10 protein-coding genes and 1 pseudogene are annotated in these 19,134 nt (G+C 57.8%); 4 read left to right on the top strand and 7 right to left on the bottom strand.

Annotation, left to right across the window (positions count from 1 at the left end):
- Together ACYVHC_RS20600 and ACYVHC_RS20595 are read right to left on the bottom strand one after the other, a co-directional pair.
- Window positions 1-990, bottom strand: a 990-nt coding sequence (locus ACYVHC_RS20600; RefSeq protein WP_460615621.1) for a sodium:solute symporter family transporter, incomplete at its 3' end; no start/stop codon positions are given.
- 63 nt (window positions 991-1,053) lie between these two features.
- Complete coding sequence (locus ACYVHC_RS20595; protein ID WP_460615620.1) at window positions 1,054-2,709, bottom strand: family 43 glycosylhydrolase; 1,656 nt, start codon at window positions 2,707-2,709, stop codon at window positions 1,054-1,056.
- Window positions 2,710-2,909: 200 nt separating this feature from the next.
- Here ACYVHC_RS20595 and ACYVHC_RS20590 point away from each other — a divergent pair, with 200 nt between their 5' ends.
- The 4 genes from ACYVHC_RS20590 (at window position 2,910) to ACYVHC_RS20575 (ending at window position 12,743) form a co-directional block, all read left to right on the top strand.
- Window positions 2,910-3,980, top strand: a complete 1,071-nt coding sequence (locus tag ACYVHC_RS20590; protein ID WP_460615619.1) for a glycoside hydrolase family 43 protein — start codon at window positions 2,910-2,912, stop codon at window positions 3,978-3,980.
- Between the two features lie 772 nt (window positions 3,981-4,752).
- Complete coding sequence (locus ACYVHC_RS20585; protein ID WP_460615618.1) at window positions 4,753-6,057, top strand: DNA/RNA non-specific endonuclease; 1,305 nt, start codon at window positions 4,753-4,755, stop codon at window positions 6,055-6,057.
- 53 nt (window positions 6,058-6,110) lie between these two features.
- Entirely contained in the window at window positions 6,111-10,655 is a 4,545-nt protein-coding gene (locus ACYVHC_RS20580; RefSeq protein ID WP_460615617.1) for a PKD domain-containing protein, read from the top strand.
- A gap of 414 nt (window positions 10,656-11,069) precedes the next feature.
- The gene (locus ACYVHC_RS20575) at window positions 11,070-12,743 is read left to right on the top strand and encodes an alpha-N-arabinofuranosidase (RefSeq protein WP_460615616.1); all 1,674 of its coding nucleotides are present in this window, start codon (window positions 11,070-11,072) and stop codon (window positions 12,741-12,743) included.
- A gap of 258 nt (window positions 12,744-13,001) precedes the next feature.
- On the opposite strand, the gene ACYVHC_RS20570 is transcribed toward ACYVHC_RS20575, so the two are convergent.
- The 5 genes and pseudogenes from ACYVHC_RS20570 to ACYVHC_RS20550 form a co-directional block, all read right to left on the bottom strand.
- On the bottom strand, window positions 13,002-15,152 hold the full coding sequence (locus ACYVHC_RS20570; protein WP_460615615.1) for a glycoside hydrolase family 97 protein: 2,151 nt from the start codon (window positions 15,150-15,152) through the stop codon (window positions 13,002-13,004).
- A 352-nt stretch (window positions 15,153-15,504) separates the two neighbouring features.
- Window positions 15,505-16,089 (bottom strand): hypothetical protein, encoded by a 585-nt coding sequence (locus ACYVHC_RS20565; RefSeq protein WP_460615614.1) that lies wholly within the window; start codon window positions 16,087-16,089, stop codon window positions 15,505-15,507.
- Window positions 16,082-16,846: a ParA family protein gene (locus ACYVHC_RS20560; protein ID WP_460615613.1), complete on the bottom strand. Its 765-nt coding sequence runs from the start codon at window positions 16,844-16,846 to the stop codon at window positions 16,082-16,084. The genes ACYVHC_RS20565 and ACYVHC_RS20560 overlap by 8 nt, the downstream gene beginning before the upstream one ends.
- Before the next feature lie 642 nt (window positions 16,847-17,488).
- Window positions 17,489-18,562 (bottom strand): annotated as a pseudogene (gene arsB, locus ACYVHC_RS20555) (ACR3 family arsenite efflux transporter).
- On the bottom strand, window positions 18,549-19,100 hold the full coding sequence (locus ACYVHC_RS20550; protein WP_460615612.1) for a GNAT family N-acetyltransferase: 552 nt from the start codon (window positions 19,098-19,100) through the stop codon (window positions 18,549-18,551). Before ACYVHC_RS20550 ends, arsB begins: the two are co-directional and overlap by 14 nt.
- Between the last annotated feature and the right edge of the window lie 34 nt (window positions 19,101-19,134).

Here is a 19,134-nt window from a genome sequence, read left to right as displayed (position 1 = left end):
CATTTCTGCTTGCAACGAGCCATTTTTGTGCAGCACATAGGCGGCAATACCGGGCAGCATCACAATCACGGGCATCAGCAGCTTGAGCATGCCGGCAAACAGAATACCCGTGCGGGCCGTGTGCAGATCGGCGCCCAGGGCGCGCTGCGTGATGTACTGGTTACAACCCCAGTAGTTTAGGTTTACAATCCACTGGCCGGCGGCGTACATGGCAATGCCGGGCACCATCAGGTACTTGTTTATTTCAGCTTGGGGCGTAGCGGCCGTAGGCTTATCGAACATCATATGAAAATGGTCGGCGGCATCGGTCATCATGGCATTGAAGCCCGCAATGGCACTGCTGCCCAGCCCGAACTTTTCGCTTACCAGCGTGAGGGCCAGGTACGTTGTGGCCAGACCACCAATGATCAGCACCGTAACCTGCACGACATCGGTGTAGCCTACCACTTTCATGCCTCCTAGGGTGATGATGAGGGCAAACACGGCCAGGCCCACCATAATCAGGTGGAAACTCTCGCCGCCCCCAATCAGGTTGCTGATGGCCAGCGCCCCGAGGTACAGAATAGAGGTTAGGTTCACGAGCACGTACAGGAACAGCCAGAAGATGCTCATGATCAGGCTAAGGGCCGCGTTGTAGCGCTGCTCCAGAAACTGGGGCATGGTGTAAATCTTCTGCTTTAAGTAAATAGGCATGAAGAACACCGCCACAATGATCAGGATGATGGCCGCCACCCACTCGTAGGCCGCCACGGCCACGCCCACCTGAAACCCATTGCCGGACATGCCAATAAACTGCTCGGCCGAGATGTTGGAGGCAATCATACTGGCCCCAATGGCCCACCACGTCAGGGAGCCTTCCGCGAGGAAGTAATCCTTTGTGTCCATTTGGGCTTTTTGCTTGCTACGGTACACGTAGTAGCCATAGCCCGACACGCCCACTATATACGCCAGGAACACTGCCAGGTCCAGGGCATTGAACGCATTTTGCATGCTTATGAAAATGAAAGGTTGAGTTGACTTTCAGTAGTGTTTCGGCTGAGTGCCTGCTTTGCTTTATTTACCACCGGGAGCCCCTGCCGCCTGGGCAACTGCCGGCTGATTCTGGATGCTGAAGTTCTCGAATGCTACGGTGGACGATGCCGGGCCTTTCACCAGTACCCCAGCCCGGATGCCCCGGTCCCACGGTGGCAGGTAGGTTCCGTTAATGGGCGCTGTTATTCCCGGCAGGTTCTGCCACGTTTTTCCACCGTCGGCGCTCCAGCTAAAGCGGAACTGGTTGCCGTGCTGGGCCTGCAGGCGCAGGGTAAGCGCATTTGTGGTGGTTGGAAGCTTGGTTTCGCTTAGGGTCTTCTGCTTACCCTTCTCGCGCTGCCACAGCTGAAGCTTTCCGCTGCCAACAGTCAGGGCCAAGGTGTTCTCTGGGTCGCCGTGGGCCGCAATACCCGCTATGGTTCCGGCCGTGAACTTGGCCGGGCTGAGCAGGGTAGTAGTGGCCGTGTAATCGGCGGAGGTGGTGTGCTGGCCGAGCACGGCGCCGCTGTGGTCGGGGCGGGCCGTGAGGTACAGCTTGCCTTCGCGCACGGCTACCGTGGGCCGCTCCTCTACCGGCCACTGCCAGGTGGGGCGCAACGTGGCTTCGTCAAACTCATCACTAAAATTGCGCGCCAGCATGGCGGGGGTCCCGGCCACGGCTGGGGTGCTCGGAATAAACTCGGGCCAGTTGTCGGCCGTCCAGGTAAACTCGCTGATGACGCCTTGGCGCCCTACGTATTCAAAGCTGCGGGTGTCGTAGGCATGATGCAACATGTACCAACGGTTGCCGCGGTTGAAGACGGTGCCGTGCCCGGGGCAGGCCCATTTCTCGTTTTTGGTCAGGATAGGGTTTTTGGCGTACTTCTCCCAGGGGCCCAGCAGGGTTTTGGAGCGGGCCACCCCAATGCCGTAGGTGCAGGTGTGGCCGCAGCAGCCATTGCCGGCATAAAAGGAGTAGAAGTAGCCGTTGTGCCGGATCATGGCCACGCCTTCTACCAGGTTGCCTTCCCAGGGGTCAGTGTTGCGGAACAGCTCCTTTTTCTCGCCGACCAAGGCGGTGTGTTCCTCGTTCAGGCGCTGGGCCCAGATGGGGGTGGGCAGGTTGCGGCTGTTGCCATCTTCCTTCCAGATCAGGTACAGCTGGCCCTGCTCATCGCGCATCGGGAAGCCATCAATGGAACCCACCTCCTGCCCTACCAGTGGGCCATGGTCGCGGTACGGGCCGGCGGGATTGTCGGCGCTGGCAATGCCCACGGCCAGGTTGCCGCCCTTCTGGTGGGCCGTATAGTAAATATAGGTTTTGTTGCCTTCCTGGCTGATTTCCGGGGCCCAGAAATAGTAGTCGGCCCAGGCGGGCAGCTCATTCGGAAACACGTGGCCAGCCAGCACCCAATCTGTGAGGTTAGTGGATTTGAGCAGCGGAAACACCGGCCCCCAGTTAGAGGATGTAGCCGTAGCCCAATACGTGTCGCCTACTTTGGTAATCGACGGGTCGGGGAAGTCGCCGGGCAGCACAGGATTCACAATGGACAGGGCCGGCATTTCGGGCTCCGGAGCAGCCGTGGTGGTTTCTGTGGTCGGCGTGCTGCTCCCGACGGTGGGGGGTGAGGTCTGGCAGGCACCTAGTACCCCCAATACTAGGCTGGCTGATAAAGTAAACTTTCTGGCAAGCACCATCAGGAAAGGAATTATGTGTGAACAAGCGAGTTACTACCCTCCTACCCCCTGGCAACCGGTGGATTGGAGTGGCACAGCATGCGTGGGAGGGCGCGCCGAAGTTAGGAGAGGCATAGCAAGTTTGTGCAATCGTTTGCATAATTCTTTACATCTTGTCCCTGCTTGCGGTAGCCCATCCTACCGCGTCTTCCTTCGTACGTATGCCTTCTCGCCGTCATTTTTTGCAACAGGCCAGTGCCGGCCTGGCCTCTCTGACCTTATTCCCTTTTGTTTCGGCCTGCGTGAAAGCCCGAACCTACACCAACCCCGTGTACGCCGGTCAGTTTCCGGATCCTTTCGTGCTGCGCCACGAGGGGCATTACTACGCGTTTGGCACTACCGGACAGGGCCGCACCCCCGACGGCAACATCTTTACGCTACTGACTTCCGATGATTTGGTGGACTGGAAGCCCATTGGCGGGGCCCTGGTGCCCCCTGCCGGAGCCGAAGGAGCCGATTTCTGGGCTCCCGAAGTCGTTTATCACGAGGGCACCTTCTACATGTACTACTCCAAGGGCGGCGGCGCTATTAATGCCACCGTGGGCCACCGCCTGCACGTGGCCACCAGTAAGCTTCCACAGGGCCCTTACCACGAGGCAGCGCTGCTAGAGGTGCCGGGCAGTCAGTTTACCATTGATGCGCATCCGTTCAAAGACACCGATGGGCAGTGGTACCTGTTTTATGCCCGCGACTTTACCGACTCAGATAATGGGTTCCGGCCGGGCACGGGCCTAGTAGCGGACCGACTGCTGAATATGACCAAGCTGGCCGGCGAAAGCCGCACCATCATGCGCGCCCGCCACGACTGGACGGTATTTGAAAAAAACCGCACCATGCCCCTCTATGGCAACCGCACGTTCCCGGAGTGGCACACCTTGGAAGGCCCGTTCGTGCGCCAGCACGAAGGCAGATACTACTGCTTTTACAGCGGCGCCAACTTTTTAACCTCCCGCTACGGGGTTGACTATTGCGTGGCAGATTCCATTTTGGGCCCGTATTCCGACGCCGGGGCCGAGAAAGGCCCGCGGGTGTTGCACGCCGTGGAAGGCCACGTGCGCGGCCCGGGCCACCACTCTCACGTGCTTAGCCCCGATGGCAAACAGGAATACCTGGTGTATCATGCCTGGGAAAAGGGCATGAAGGAACGACAGCTGTGTATTGATAAGCTGGAGTGGACGGCGCAGGGACCACGCTGCCAAGGCCCCACGTACACTCCCCAGCCACTACCCTAGTGCCAGCAATTTCCTAGGCCTGCTGGGTGGTTCAACCGCTCGTACTGCCTCCATCTGCCGGCTCCCACCTGGAGCCGGTAGGCTTCGTATGTCCAGAGTTCAGGGGCGAGTGAGGCCTAGCAAAATGCCCAAACGCCGCTCAAATAGCCCAGCAACCATAGCCTATACTGCACCTACCATGCGGCCGTGGTCTGACCTTCAAAGTACTGGTCATGTTGAGCGGATCCGAAGCGTCTGGGGTGCAGTCATTGCCAAACTAACCATCATGCTGAGCGGAGTCAAAGCATGACAGTTAGTTTGAATGAGTCAGTAACTCAACATCAACACGCGAGATGCTTCGGCTGCCTTCTATAGTCACGCTCCGGCATGAAGTCCATAGCTAGCCTGACCTGTTCGAGCCTTTATTAACCAGCTAATATCTCGCGGGTAGTTGGCAGGTAAATGACAGTTAGCACTACCTGCTTACGGTAGATTTCCTAGGTTCAGTTGGATGCTTTGCTGGAATTCATGCAGTCCGTTTTCAAGGGTAATTATGCCTTTTTGAAGGCTGGAGCCATAGATTGAATATTTCCTTTTTCTTATAGTATATAACCTTAACAATAAATAAAGTAATCTTGCTATGAATACGCGTTCTCCGAAATCCGCGAAGTCTTCGCTCCTTAACACGTAACAATTTGGCAACATAGTGCTAGTGTTGAGCTTAGTACCTTTGCGGCCAGTTTCGTTTTGAGGTCGCTCGAAACGTGTTTGTCCGTTCACTTTTTGCCTTCGTATGCCCAAAACTTTATGTAGTTCCTTGCGCTTTCTGTTGGTGCTTTCGAGCCTGGCGTTTAAGCCATTTTTGCCGGCCTTTGCCGGTTCGCTCGAAACGTTTGATACGGGTGCTAAGTCTGACTTCGCACCGGCAGCCGTGACGCTGCCAACCGGCAACTGGATTTTAAACGATGCCCTTTTAGGCAGCTCAGAGGCCGACCGCAAAAATGGAGTGCAAGCAGTTCGGCTGCAGCAGCGCGGCACCCTTACCATGGATTTCTATCTGCCCAATGGGGCAGCCATCGTAACGGTACAGCACGCCCGCTACGGCTCCGATGCCAGCAGCAGCTGGGAACTATGGGCTCAGGCTGAATCCTGCAACTGCAACAAATGGACGAAAGTAGGCGCCACGGTGCTCACCAGCTCCCCTACCCTGCAGGCAGCAGCCTTTACCGTTAACATCCCCGGAAAGGTTAAATTCGAAATTCGCAAAACCTCCGGAGGTGCCGGTCAGCTTAACATTGATGACTTCACCGTTACCGATTTCGGGGTAGCGCTGCCTTCCGCGGACAACTCGCACCTGGCCCTGGGCAACCCCAGCGGCGCCACCAAGGATGTGAGCTTCCCGAACAACTACCTGCTGGAAAAACCCCAGTTCGCCATTGGCTACAACCGCGACGAGGGCAAACCCAACTGGGTAAGCTGGCACCTGGATATTGCTGACCGTGGCCCTATCGACCGCCAAGACGATTTTCGCCCGGACACGGATTTGCCCGACGGCTGGTACCGGGCTCTAAGCACCAGCTACTCCAACTCGGGGTTTGACCGGGGCCACAACTGCCCTTCCGCTGACCGCACCGCCACCGTGGCCGACAACTCGGCCACCTTCCTGATGACGAATATGATGCCCCAGGCCCCGCAAAACAACCAGGGCCCGTGGGCTGATCTAGAGAACTACTCGCGCACATTCCTGCCCGGCAACGAAGTGTACATCATCTGTGGCAGCTACGGCGTGGGGGGCACTGGCTTGAATGGCGGGGTAACCACCACCCTCGACCAAGGCCGCATCACCGTGCCCAGCCGCACCTGGAAGGTGATTGTGGTGCTTCCCGTCGGCGACAACGACGTGGCCCGAATCACGACTTCTACGCGCGTCATTGCCGTGGATATGCCTAACACCAATACGCTAAACCAGTCGTGGGGCACGCACCGCACCAGCGTGGATGCCATTGAGGCGGCTACCGGCTACGACCTGCTTTCGGCACTACCCCTGGAAGTTCAGGCAACCCTGGAAGCCAAGGTAGATGCCGGTCCGGTACTCTAGCGCTAGCCCTTTCTCGTTTCTTTCTCTGGTTTTTGCAGCCCGGCTGTCACTATATGAACAAAACGTTTAATCTCTTCGGCTTTCCAACCCGGCGAAATCTGCAAGCCCTTGCGGGGAGCTTGCTCACGGCCGGTTTGCTAGCCTGCAATTTCTCGGCAAGTGCCCAGCTGGTACTGACGGGCTCCGCTCCGGCCACCGAAAACTTCGATGGCATGGGCACTACGGTTTCGGCCGCGCCAGTGGGCTTTAAGTTTTCCGCTGATGCTGCCCCCACTTACGGCAACGCCTCAGCTTACACTAGCCCCACCCAAGCCTCCAACGGCAACAACTTTACCTCGGGCGGCACCTATAACTTCGGGGCCAGCACGGGCACTACCTTCTCTGACCGAGCCATTGGCTTTGTTTCCAGCGGCAGCTACCTCTCGCCCCGCCACATACTGCTGGAAGTGAAGAACAGCACGGGCGGCGCCGTGCAGGATGTAAGCGTTCAGTTTGATATTGAGAAATACCGCACCGGCACGCGGGCCTACGACTGGAAGTTTTTCACCAGCGCCGACGGTATTACCTGGACCCTGCAGGAAGATGGCAGCCAGAGCTTTGCCGCCGACCTCACCTCAAACACCTACTTCTTTTCCGAAGCCAACCCGCCCCAGTCTACCCCCAAAACGGTAAAGGTTGCGGGCGTAAACCTGGCTGATGGCAGCTCTTACTACCTGCGCTGGACGTACCAGGGAGTAGGTGGCAGCACCAATGCTCAAGCCCTCGGCCTCGACAACTTGCGGGTTACCCCCACCCTAGCCGGCGGCCAAACCCCTACTCCGACCGCCACGCTAACCACGGCCTCGGTTAGCCCCACTTCCTTTTGTGTGACGGCAGCGGCCGGCAGCGCGCCTTTCAGTGTGGGCTTTACCGGCACCGGCTCGTTCACGGGCACCTACCGCGTACAGCTTTCTGATGCCAACGGCGTATTTGCTACCCTCACGGATGCCTCCATTATTGGTTCAGGCAGCGCCTCTCCCATCCTGGCTGCTATTCCGGCCGGTACGGCCAGCGGCAATAAGTACCGGGTGCGGGTGCTGAATGATACCCCCCTGACCTACGGCCGCGACAACGGCACGGACCTCACCATCGGCCTGACGCCGGCCAGCAATCCCGTTACGGTGTCACCGGCTTCGGCTCAAACTATACCTAGCACCGGCACCGGTACTACCCTGACGGCCTCCGCTACGGCTGCCTCCACGTTCAGCTGGCAGTTTAGCACTTCTCCATCTGGCCCGTTCACGGCTATTGCCGGCGCCACGGCAGCTGCCTACCAGCCCCAGGGTACTGATTTTCCGGGGGCGGGCACGTTTTATCTGGTAGCCCGGGCCACGGCCGCCACGAGCTGCGGAACGGTTTCGGGGGTTAGCGCCCCGGTGGCCATCACGGTTTCCAGCGCCCCTACGGTTCCCTCCCTTCAGGTATCCGCCAACACCCTGCCCGATTTTGGCACGGCAACCGCCGGGGCTGCCTCGGCCGCCCGCAGCTTCACGGTCAGCGGCAACGGCCTAACCTCGGCCGTAGTCATCACGCCGCCCGCCGGCTTTGAAATCAGAACTGGCGCGACTGCCTTTGCCTGCTGCGCGATTACGCTGCAGCCCGATGGTGGCAGCGTACCCAGCACGACCATTGAGGTACGCTTTGCTCCTACTGGTGCTGAGGCCTACCAGGCCGCCATTCCGGTAACCAGCGGAGGGCAAGCCCCCCAGGCCGTGGCTGTTTCCGGAACGGGCACGAGCGCCACGTATCCAGCTACGCTAACATCAGCCGCCTTGACCAACCTAACGCCTACCAGCGCCACAACCGGCGGCACCATCCTTGAAGATGGCGGCAGCCCGGTTACGGCCCGCGGAGTTGTCTGGTCCTCCACGGCCAACCCAACCCTGAGCAACTCAAAAACTGTTGATGGCGCCGGCTCTGGCACGTTCAGCAGCGCCCTTACCGGCCTGCTACCCGGCACCACCTACTATACCCGCGCCTACGCTACCAACGCTCAGGGCACTACCTACGGCCAGGAGCAGGTTTTCTCCACCGTAGAAGTTCCGCTGGCGACCGAGCCTAGCGTTCAGGCATCGCTTACGGCCGGTCTGGTAACCGGCACCACCATCCAGCTAAACCTAGGTGGTGGCGATGGGCAGAAGCGCCTGGTGATTGCCCGCCTGGGTAGCCCAGTTGATGTGTTGCCCTCCGATGCCACTACCTACCTGGCCGACCCCAGCTTTGGGGCAGGCACCCGGCTAAATGGCGGCAACGTGGTAGTTGCCAACGGCAGCGCCGACCAGGTAACCATCACCAACCTGCGCCCAAACACGCCGTATCATTTCGCCGTTTTCGCCTTCAGCGACAACAACACGGCCTACGCAGAAAACTACCTGACCACTAACCCTGGCACCCTACGCCAGGAAACCACTCCGCTGCCGGCTAGCCTGCTGCTGGAGGAAAACTTCGAGTACACGGCCGGCGCGCTGCTTACGGCCAACAACTGGTCGGCCCACAGCGGAGCCGGCAGCCGTTCCATAGCAGTTACTGGGGCTGGGCTTACCTACCCGGGCTATAGCGCTCAGAGTGGCAATGCTGCTGCTGTAGTAACCAGTGGCGAAGACGTGAACCGCACCTTTGAGCCCGTGTATGCCCGCACGCCGGTGTATGTTTCGGCGCTGATGAAGTTCTCCAACGCCTCTACCACCGGCGACTACTTTTTCCACCTGGGCCCGAAAGCCATTGGCGGCACGTTCCGCAGCCGGGTGTATGCCCGAAAGAACGCAGCCAACAAGCTGCAGCTCGGTATCAGCAGTGGTACCGGCACGGTGGTGTATGCCCCGCAGGAATATGAGTTCAACCAGACGTATCTGGTGGTAGTGAAGTACACCTTTGACGAAGCCGGCAATGTTAGCGAGCTGTTCATTGCGCCTTCCCTGACAGCTGAGCCCGCAACGGCCAGCGCCCGCGCTTCGGAAACCGGCACCACGCCTTCAGCCCCGAATGACAACATCGGTTCCATAGCGCTGCGTCAGGGAGCCAACTCTCCGGCGGTGGTGGTTGATGGCATTCGGGTGGGTACCACCTACCGGGTGGTAGCAACCGGCCTGACCTGCCTGCAGCCAACGGCCCTGTTTAGCGCTGCCAACGCCTGCACGGGCACGGCCGTGCAGTTCACGGACGCTTCTACCAGCATCGAGCCGAACGCCACCTACGCCTGGGATATCAACAACGACGGCCAGACGGACTACACCACTGTGGGCAGCATTTCCCACACTTATCAGGACGCCGGCGAATACACTGTCAAGCTGACCATCACGCAGGGCAGCTGCTCCGAAACCTACACGCAGCAGGTGGTGATTACCTCGCCGCCGGTTGTTACCCCGCCGGTTATGGCTACCAAGCAGGCTGACGCCAACCAGTGCGGCGCCAGCGTGGAATTTGCGGCTACTGCCACCGGCTCCCCTACTCCCACCCTGACGTATTCCATCCTGCAGGGCGGGGTAATGGTGCCGATCAGCTCGCCGTACTTTTTCCCGGTTGGGACTACGCAGGTAACGGTTACGTCCCAGAACAGCTGCGGCCAGGATGTCCAAACCTTCGCCGTTACGGTTCAGGACCAGCAGGCACCTACCGTACTAGCCCAGCCTGTGACGGTATCCCTCCGGAACGGCCAGGCCACCATCACGGCAGCGCAAGTAAACAACGGCAGCTTCGATGCTTGTGGCATTGCCACCATGGCGGTAAGCCCCAGCACCTTCACGTGTGATAACATCGGTGATAATCAGGTTACCCTGACCGTAACCGACATCCACGGCAACACGGCCACGCAAATGGCCCAGGTTACGGTGGTGGGTACCATCCCGACGCCCGCCATTGCCGTTACGCCCGCCACCCCACAGTTTGCGGGGGCTCAGGCCCAAACCGTGTACCTCGGCTACGGCGCCCAGCGCCTGCAGCTGACGGCTACGGGCGGGGTAAGCTACCAGTGGAGCCCCGCTACGGCGCTCAGCAACGCAGCCCTGGCCAACCCCGTTTTTGCCCCTACCAAGGCTGGCGTGTATACCTACACGGTTACGGCCACCAGCGAAACAGGCTGCACTGCTACGCAGCAGGTTACCCTCACGGTGCTGGATGTGCGCTGCGGCAATAAGCTCGAGAAAGTAAGCGTCTGCCACGGCGGCAAAGCCCTGTGCGTGGACGCCCGCGACGTAGTGGAACACTTAAACCACGGCGACCAGCTAGGCGCTTGCGTACCCGCGGCCAAGCCCACTACAGCCAGCCAGAGCCTGGCTACGTCACCAGCCAGCCCCGCCGCAGATCTGGTGTTTGAAGCCTCTCCAAACCCCTTCTCCCAACAGGCCCTGATTCACCTGCGCCCGGCCCACTCCGGGGCGGCAGTAATCCAGCTTTACAACTCGCTGGGACAGCTGGTGCACACCTACCTGAATGGACCAGTGGTAGCCGGCCAGCAGTATGAGTTCCGCGTGGAAGGCCAAGGCCTGGCCAACGGCCTCTACACCGCTCGTCTGGTTGTTGATGGCAAGCTGCACGTCCTACGCCTGCAGCTGATTAAGTAAACGCGTTTACAAGCTAACCCAACAAAAAAGGGACCTTAGGGTCCCTTTTTTGTTGGGTTCCCCTTTGGTCCGCATGCTCTATTTGTGACTTTGCTGCTGAAAGAGCAAGACAAACAACAATAACCATAACAACAATCTACTGCGGCCTACCTGCTCAGACTCCTTTCGGCTTGCTTTGCGCCTTCTCTCACTGCCTAGCCAGGAATCGGCCCCCGATTCTGCGAACCTTTCTGACGAAAACACACACTCTTCTTGACGAAAACGCACCCTTTGCTGCAAACTAGGCTAGTTACTTTTGCTCAGGTACCCCCGACGGTTTGCGGAAAACTTCCTTAGTTCTCTTGCCTGCTTTCACTTGAAAGGCTAGCTGGAACAGTACCACTCACGGCCGGGCTGCAACCGAGCGGCTTGCTGATGATGGCTGATTTCGTGTCATTTGCTATCTACCCTCTGTTCCTGAACCAGCCGTTGCTGTGGCACCTGGCTCTACTCCTACTTCTTTCTTCCAACCCTGTTTTCATGATGATGAACTGGCTTACCAAAAGTCTGCGGCCGGCTGCTGTGGCGCTGGCTTTTGCCCCCCTGCTGGCCACGGCCCAAACCATACCTGTTACCGTGCAGGCTGGCAAACCCAACGTGGTGATCAGCAAGCACATTTACGGGCATTTTGCTGAGCACTTGGGCCGGTGCATCTATGACGGGTTCTGGGTGGATGAAAAGCTGAACGTGCCCAAGCAAGGCCGCATCCGGATGGATATTGTGGAGGCCCTGCGCCAGATAAAGGTGCCCAACCTGCGCTGGCCCGGCGGCTGCTTTGCCGATACCTACCACTGGCGCGACGGCATCGGCCCCACGGCCCAGCGGCCCAGCATGCTCAACATGTGGTGGGGCAACAACTTGGAAGACAACTCCTTCGGCACCCACGAGTTTCTGGAGCTGTGCCAGCTGCTGGGCACCGAGCCCTACCTGGCAGCCAATGTGGGCAGCGGCACGGTGCAGGAAATGGCCGGCTGGATGGAATACCTCAACTCCAACGATAACACCCCATTGGTGCAGGAGCGCCGCAAAAATGGCCACCCCGAGCCGTACAAGGTAAGCTGGTGGGGCATTGGCAACGAGAGCTGGGGCTGCGGCGGCAACATGACGGCCGAGTACTACACCGATGTGTACAAGCGCTACGCCACCTTCGCCCACAACTATCCGGCCTCGCCCCCCCTCAAGAAGATAGTGAGCGGAGCCAACGGCGACGACGCCAATTGGACGGAGGTGTGCATGAAGAACATCCCGACCCACCAGATGTGGGGCCTGACGCTGCACTACTACACCCTGCCCACGGGCAGCTGGTCGGGGAGCAAAGGCGCGGCTACGGGCTTCAATGAGCAACAGTACTTCAACACCCTGCGCAATTGCCTGAAGATGGAAGACATCGTGACCCGGCACTCCGCCATCATGGACAAGTACGACAAGGAAAAGAAGGTGGCGCTGCTGGTGGATGAGTGGGGCGTGTGGACCGATGTGGAGCCCGGCACCAACCCTGGTTTTCTGTTCCAGCAGAACTCCCTGCGCGACGCGCTGGTGGCCGGCACTACCCTCAACATCTTCAACAACCATTGCGAGCGGGTGCGCGGCGCCAATTTGGCCCAGGCCGTAAACGTACTCCAGGCCCTGATTCTGACGGACAAGGAGAAGATGCTGCTCACGCCTACCTACCACGTGTTCGACCTCTATAAGGTGCACCAGGATGCGCAATGGCTGCCCCTGCAGTTTGCCAGCCCCGATTACGTGATGGGCAACGAGAAAATTCCGGCCCTGAACGCCTCCGCTTCGCGCACCGAGAACGGCACCGTGCATATCTCGCTGGTGAACCTCGACACCAAGAAAACCCAGAAGCTGGAAACGGCGCTACCCGGCGTAAACTGGAAAACCGTTTCGGGTCGCATCCTCACCTCGGCCAGCGTCAGCGACTACAACTCCTTTACCCAACCCAACAAGGTAAAGCTGGCGGGCTTTAAAGGCGCAAAAAAACGCGGCGACAAGCTGGCCGTGGAGTTGCCGCCCCAATCGGTGGTAGTACTGGAGCTAAAGTAGAAACCTCAGCATCGCCACGGGCTGCGCACCCCGGCAGTTGCTAGCAGCGCCCAAAGGGTTTGATGCTGAAGTGAGGCCTAGTGCATGGTTTGCTGGCACGCCATACTCTAGGCCTTTACTGGGCGCACACACCTGGTAAATAGCCGTGAGTTTTCCGGCGCAGGTTACTACGTTTTACTAGGTCCTGTATCAGCATAAAGCCCCGCTCTATCAGGTAGAGCGGGGCTTTATGCTGATACAGGACCTAGTAACGCCAGTCTATTTTGCTGGCTTCAGGCTGATAGCGTAACCGCCACCGGGCGCGCAATACTGGCTCAGCTTGGTTTTGCTATTCACCGTCATCGTGCGAATGGCGTAGGCCTGCGGGTTTTTCTCGTAGTGAGCGTCCTTCGCGTCGGCGTAGATGGTGGCCACGTACTTTTTGCCGGGCTCCAGGAAGCTCAGCGAGATTTTCGAGGTCCGGCCATTCTCATCGTTTGTGCTGCCAACAAACCAGCTGCTCTGGCCCTTGGCTTTGCGGGCGTACGTGATGTAGTCGCCGGGCTCAGCTTCCAGTACTTTGGTATCGTCCCAGTCCACGGCCACATCCTTAATGAACTGGAAGGCATCGAGGTGCTTGTTGTAGGTTTCGGGCAAGTCGGCGGCCATTTGCAGCGGCGAGTACATGGTCACGTACAGGGCCAGCTGCCGGGCCAGGGTGGTGTGCACAAACGAGGTGTTGCTGGGATTATAAGCGCTGACCTTGGTTTGGAAAATGCCCGGCGTATAGTCCATGGGGCCGCCAATCAGGCGGGTGAAGGGCAGAATGGTGGTGTGGTCGGCGTTGTTGCCCCCAAACGACTCGTACTCAGTGCCGCGGGCGGCTTCGTTGCCAATCAGGTTGGGGAAGGTACGTGCCAGGCCCGTCGGGCGCACGGCTTCGTGGCCGTTCACCATGATCTTGTGCTCCGCCGCCTTCTCCAGCACGTACTGGTAATGGTTATTGACCCACTGATCGTAGTGGTGGTGGCCCAGGGGCACAATGTCGCCGACGTAGCCGGTTTTCACGGCGGTGTAGCCGTACTTGTTCATAAACTGGAAGGCTGAGTCGAGGTGGCGCTCGTAGTTGCGTACCGAGCCGGAGGTTTCGTGGTGCATCATCATCTTCACGCCCTTGCTCTGGGAGTAGCGCTGCAGCTCCGCCACATCAAAATCCGGGTAAGGCGTCACGAAGTCAAACACGTAGTCTTTGTGCTTGCCGAACCAGTCTTCCCAGCCCGTGTTCCACCCTTCTACCAGCACCGCATCAAACCCGTGTTTGGCGGCGAAGTCGATGTATTCCTTCACGTGGGCCGTGTTGGCGCCGTGGGTGCCGTTGGGCTTCACTTTCGTGTAGTCAATTGAGTCGAGCTTGATGTTTTCCTGGTTGGTATATGACCACGTGCTTTTGCCCGTAATCATTTCCCACCACACGCCCACATACTTCACGGGCTTAATCCAGGAAACATCCTTGAACTTGGTAGGCTCGTTCAGGTTCAGTACCAGCTTTGAGAGCAGAATATCGGCGGCTTTGTCGCTGACAATCACGGTGCGCCAGGGCGAGTTAGCCGGGGTCTGAATCAAGCCCTTGTCGCCCACGGCGTCGGGCGTGAGGTGCGACTCCAACACGAAGCTCTTGTCGTCGAGGTTTAGGTGCATGGCCGAGTAATCAATCAGCGCCGCCTCATGAATATTGATGTACAGCCCGTCCTGGCTTTTGAGCATCAGTGGGGTTTGCACGCCGGTTGGCGAGAAAGTCGTCTGCGAGGCATTACCCGTGACGGCCGACTTCATCAGCCCGCGTACTTCCGAAAGCTTGGACGTAACAGTGCTATACTCCTGCGTGTCGTAGTCGCCGGGCAGCCAGAACGCTTTGTGGTCGCCGGCGAGGGCAAACTGCGTTTTCTCCTCCTTAATGGTAAAGTAGTCGAGCTTGGGCTGGCGCGGAAACTCGTAGCGAAATCCCAGGCCATCATCGAAAAGGCGGAAGCGCAGGCGCACCACACGGCTGGTTTGGGTTTGCGTAAGCGTGAGGGCTAGTTCGTTGTAGTGGTTGCGAATAGTTTTCACCTCGCCCCACACGGGCTGCCAGCTTTCATCAGCGGTGCGGCGCTCGGCGCTGGTCTGGGTGAAGCCGCCGGTGAGGCTGGTGGTGCCTTTCAGCTCCAGGCCCAGCTGGCTGGTCTTGAGTACGTCGCGGCCTTTGTAGGTAAGCTGATAGGTTGGCACGCCTCCCTCCTGCACCAGCACGCGCAGCCGCAGCTGCTTGTTCGGCGACTCCAAGTCTTCGGCGTTGGCTACCTGCACCAGCAGGCAACACCACAGGAAAGCCAAAACAGGCGCAGTTTTTCGGCGCGCAAATGCGCCAGAACGTCGGAAAAGAGGGAGCATAGAATAAGCTGGCAACGGTTGGAGTGGGTGAAAAGGTAATAGCAAAGGCGAAGTAACCACGCCTTGGTATAAGGCGGCCCAAGCAATTACTAGGTTGGAAAAAGCGCGGAACCCTGTCCGACCCAGTGCCTACCTAGAATCTTGGATTGACAAAGTAAGTCATTTGCCGAATCATTTAGTGGCAACCTAGCATTGGTTTACTAGCCCCCTTACACAGCGCAACCGCCCCAACTTATTTTCAAGTCAAGGCGGTTGCGGCATGAGGACACCCTAGGGGCCTGGCAATAGTTGCCAGGCAGGCGGACCCAGGGCTCTGTGGTGCGGGGCACGTTTAAGCTTTGTTACTCTACGCTTACTGCTCCTTGCCCCGCCGGATTTTCTGCTTGCGTTGCTCCTCCTGCTTGCGGATATGGTCGGGGCGCTCCGCTACACTCACACCAGCAAACAACTTGTCAAGGGCTTCGTGCAGGGCCTGCTTTTGCGTGTAGTTATATTCCCCGGTGGCCCGCCGCGAATGCACGTAGTTCTTCAGCTTTTCCAGGTAGTGCTCATTAATAATGAACGTCTGGCGCACATCTACCTCGGGGGCTTCCTCGGCTAACGGAGTGACTAGCGGTTGCTCCTGAGGCTGCTTAGCAGTAGGTACCGCAATAGGTACCGCCGGTTTTTTAACTTTTGAAGCGCCAGTGTTACCGGTATTACTGCTGTTATCAGGGCTATTCTTATTACTTGTGTTACTGGTGTTACCCGTATTATTGAGGTTACCTGTATTACCGATGCTACTCGTGTTACGTATAAAGGGGGCTGCCGCTTTGGTTGATTTGTCTTCGGGCTCAGCGCCATGCTCTGCTTCCAGGAAATCAAGGAAATCACGCTCCGAGACGGGCTTGGCCACTGCTGGCGAGCTAGCGGCTACTTGTTTAAACGACTTAGCCATGGAGCGTTGCTTCTGTATGGGTGAGAATTTCCTGAACCAAGGCGCTGTAATCGGTTGCGCCGGCACTGTTGGGCGCGTAGCTGAAAATATCCTGACCAAGGTGCGGCGCTTCACCTAAACCAATAGTTTCGCGGATCCGGCTGGTTAGTACCAGTTCCGGGTACTTTTCCCGGATGGATTCTGCCGTTTCGCGCAGCAGAATCTTGCGCGCATCAAAGCGGGTAAAGAAAATGCCGCCAATGGTAAGCGTGGGGTTTAGCCGCCGCTTCACCCTAGTCACCATCTCCAACACTTTTTCCAGTCCATCGGTGGCGTACAACTGGGCTTCCAGCGGAATGTACAAGGAGTCGGCGCAGGCGTAAGCGTTCAGGGTTATCAGGCCCAGGGCCGGCGGGCAGTCCAACAGAATAAAGTCGCACCGCTCCTTTAAGGGCTCCAGCAAATCCTTGAGCAGAAACTCCCGGTCCAGCTCATCGCCTTTCACTTTCTCGAAGCTGGAAATAGCCGCTGAGCCCGGCACCAGCCCCAAGCGCTCCTGGATGGCGTAGACTTTCAAGGGATACTCCTGCAACAGCGCGCCGTACACGTTGAGCTTCAGTTCTCGCTGTCCGAGCCCGTGCGTGAGGTTGCACTGCGGATCCAGGTCGACCAGAAGTACCCGGTACCCCTGCTGGGCCAGACAGGCCCCAATGTTAGCGGTGGAAGTCGTCTTCCCAACTCCCCCTTTCTGATTCGTGAATGCGATGATTTTACCCATAAAGCAAAACTAGAAGAAATCTGTGTTATTGGTGTTATGCATACCACACCTGTTACTAATATTATCTCTGTTATTGGTGCTACTTGTGTTATTAGTGTTACCTAGTAACACTAATAACACAAGTAGCACCAATACTTAGGCTTAACTGTTAAACCAAGCTGCTGCGTTGTTATAAAGTCCCTCTAAGGTCACGAGCTGCTTGTCTTGAAATACCAGCAGCAACAAAGAATTCAACCCTTTCCATTCTGTCACCTAGTACCTGCAGAATTGGGCTTATCGTAAACTAGCTATCTAAGCATTTTGCCCCAGTAGCTGGCCTGCACTTGGTTACCGGTTGACTGACAAAGCAGAGCAGACCTGTTACCAACACATCCATATTTATTCAGTATTACCTAGTAACTCCATATTATCGGTGTTACTAGGTAATACAAACCCTCCATTTTAACTAACTACTATTACTAAGTAACACTGTATTATCTGTGTTACTGAGTAATAGTAGTTGCTGCTTTAACTTCAGATATTCAGCCTACTAATAGTAGAGTGACGCTCATGAAAGCTTGGTTCATTCTGGACCGGGAAAGTTTTATCTTCATCTATCCCAGGTGCATACCATCAGAGAACACCGTTGCAGGGGATTGAAGACTATCCCTTGTACCAACGCCGCCGGAACCAGAAAGCGACATTGACCAGGGCAATCAGGGCCGGAACCTCAATCAGAGGGCCAATAACGCCGGCAAAGGCCTGACCCGAGTTCAGCCCGAATACGCCGATAGCTACCGCAATAGCTAATTCGAAGTTGTTGCCGGTAGCCGTAAAGGCAATGGAGGCGTTTTCAGGGTAATCGGCGCCTAGGTACTTGCCGGCCGCAAAGCTGAGCACGAACATCAGGCCGAAATACAGCGCCAGGGGCAAGGCAATGCGCAACACATCCAGCGGAATCTGAACGATAAGCTCGCCTTTAAGGCTAAACATCAACACAATAGTCAGCAGCAACGCCACCAACGTAATGGGGCTGATGGCCGGAAGAAACACGTGCTCATACCATTCGTCGCCTTTGGCCTTGCGAAGCAGGTAGCGGGAGAGGTAGCCAGCCGCAAACGGAATGCCCAGATACACCAGTACGCTGTGCGCAATTTCCTGGATACCGACGCTCACGGCGTAACCCTTCAGGCCAAAATAAGGCGGCAACACCGTGATGAATAGCTAGGCCAGGACGGAATAAAACAGCACCTGAAAAATAGAGTTGAGCGCCACCAAACCAGCGGCGTATTCCCGGCTGCCATCGGCCAGATCATTCCAGACCAGCACCATGGCAATGCAGCGGGCAATACCAATCAGGATCAGCCCCATCATGTATTCTGGCTTATCAGGAAGCAGCCAGACAGCCAGCAGAAACATCAGCAGCGGCCCCAGCACCCAGTTCAGGAAAAGCGAGAGGCCAATGATGCGGGTGTTCTGGAATACGCGGGGCAGCTGCTCGTATTTCACCTTAGCCAGCGGCGGATACATCATCAGAATCAGGCCAACGGCCAGGGGCACATTCACGGTGCCCACTGAGAAATACGTAATAGCCTGCTCGACTCCGGGCACGTAGTAGCCCAGGGCCACTCCCAAGGCCATAGCCAGGAAAATCCACAGCGTCAGGCCCCGGTCCAGTCCGGAAAGCTTTTTCTGAGCTACTGCTGCCGTCGGGGCCGCCTGGTTACGCACGGGCATGGGCCGCAGCGGTGGTAGAGTTACTAGGAGCAGCGAGTGGGGGAGAGGCGGCCCCTACCACCGGGCTACGGCGCTCTAGCAACACCGTGTCGCGCCATACGCCGTGGAGCTGGCCAATTCTCTCCCGCCGACCCACCAGGCGGAAACCAGCCCTTTCGTGCAGTTTAACGGAAGCCGTGTTTTCAGGGAAAATTCCTGCTTGCAGCGTCCACATGCCGTGGGCCTCTGAGGCAGCAATCAGGGCCGCCAAAAGCTGCTGCCCCACGCCTTTACCACGGGCTTCCGGCGCTATATACACGCTTACCTCGCCCACGCCCCCGTACACGCAGCGCCCCGAGACGGGCGAAAGGGCCGCCCAACCCAACATGCGTCCCTCATCATCGAGGGCTACTAAGCGGCTGTGCGCCAGGTGGCCTGTGTCCCATTCTTCCCAGGTGGGCGCGCTGGTTTGGAAGGTGGCATTGCCGGTGGCCAGCCCCGCTTCGTAAATAGCTTTTGCTTGGGGCCAGTGGGCCGCAGTAAACGGTTGAATGGTCATAACGTAACGTGCTGAAATAAAGAGAAAAGAAAGG

Source organism: Hymenobacter seoulensis, assembly GCF_054780535.1.
The sequence above is the reverse complement of the archived record's forward strand: the minus strand, read 5'-3'. Positions and strand labels throughout refer to the sequence as shown.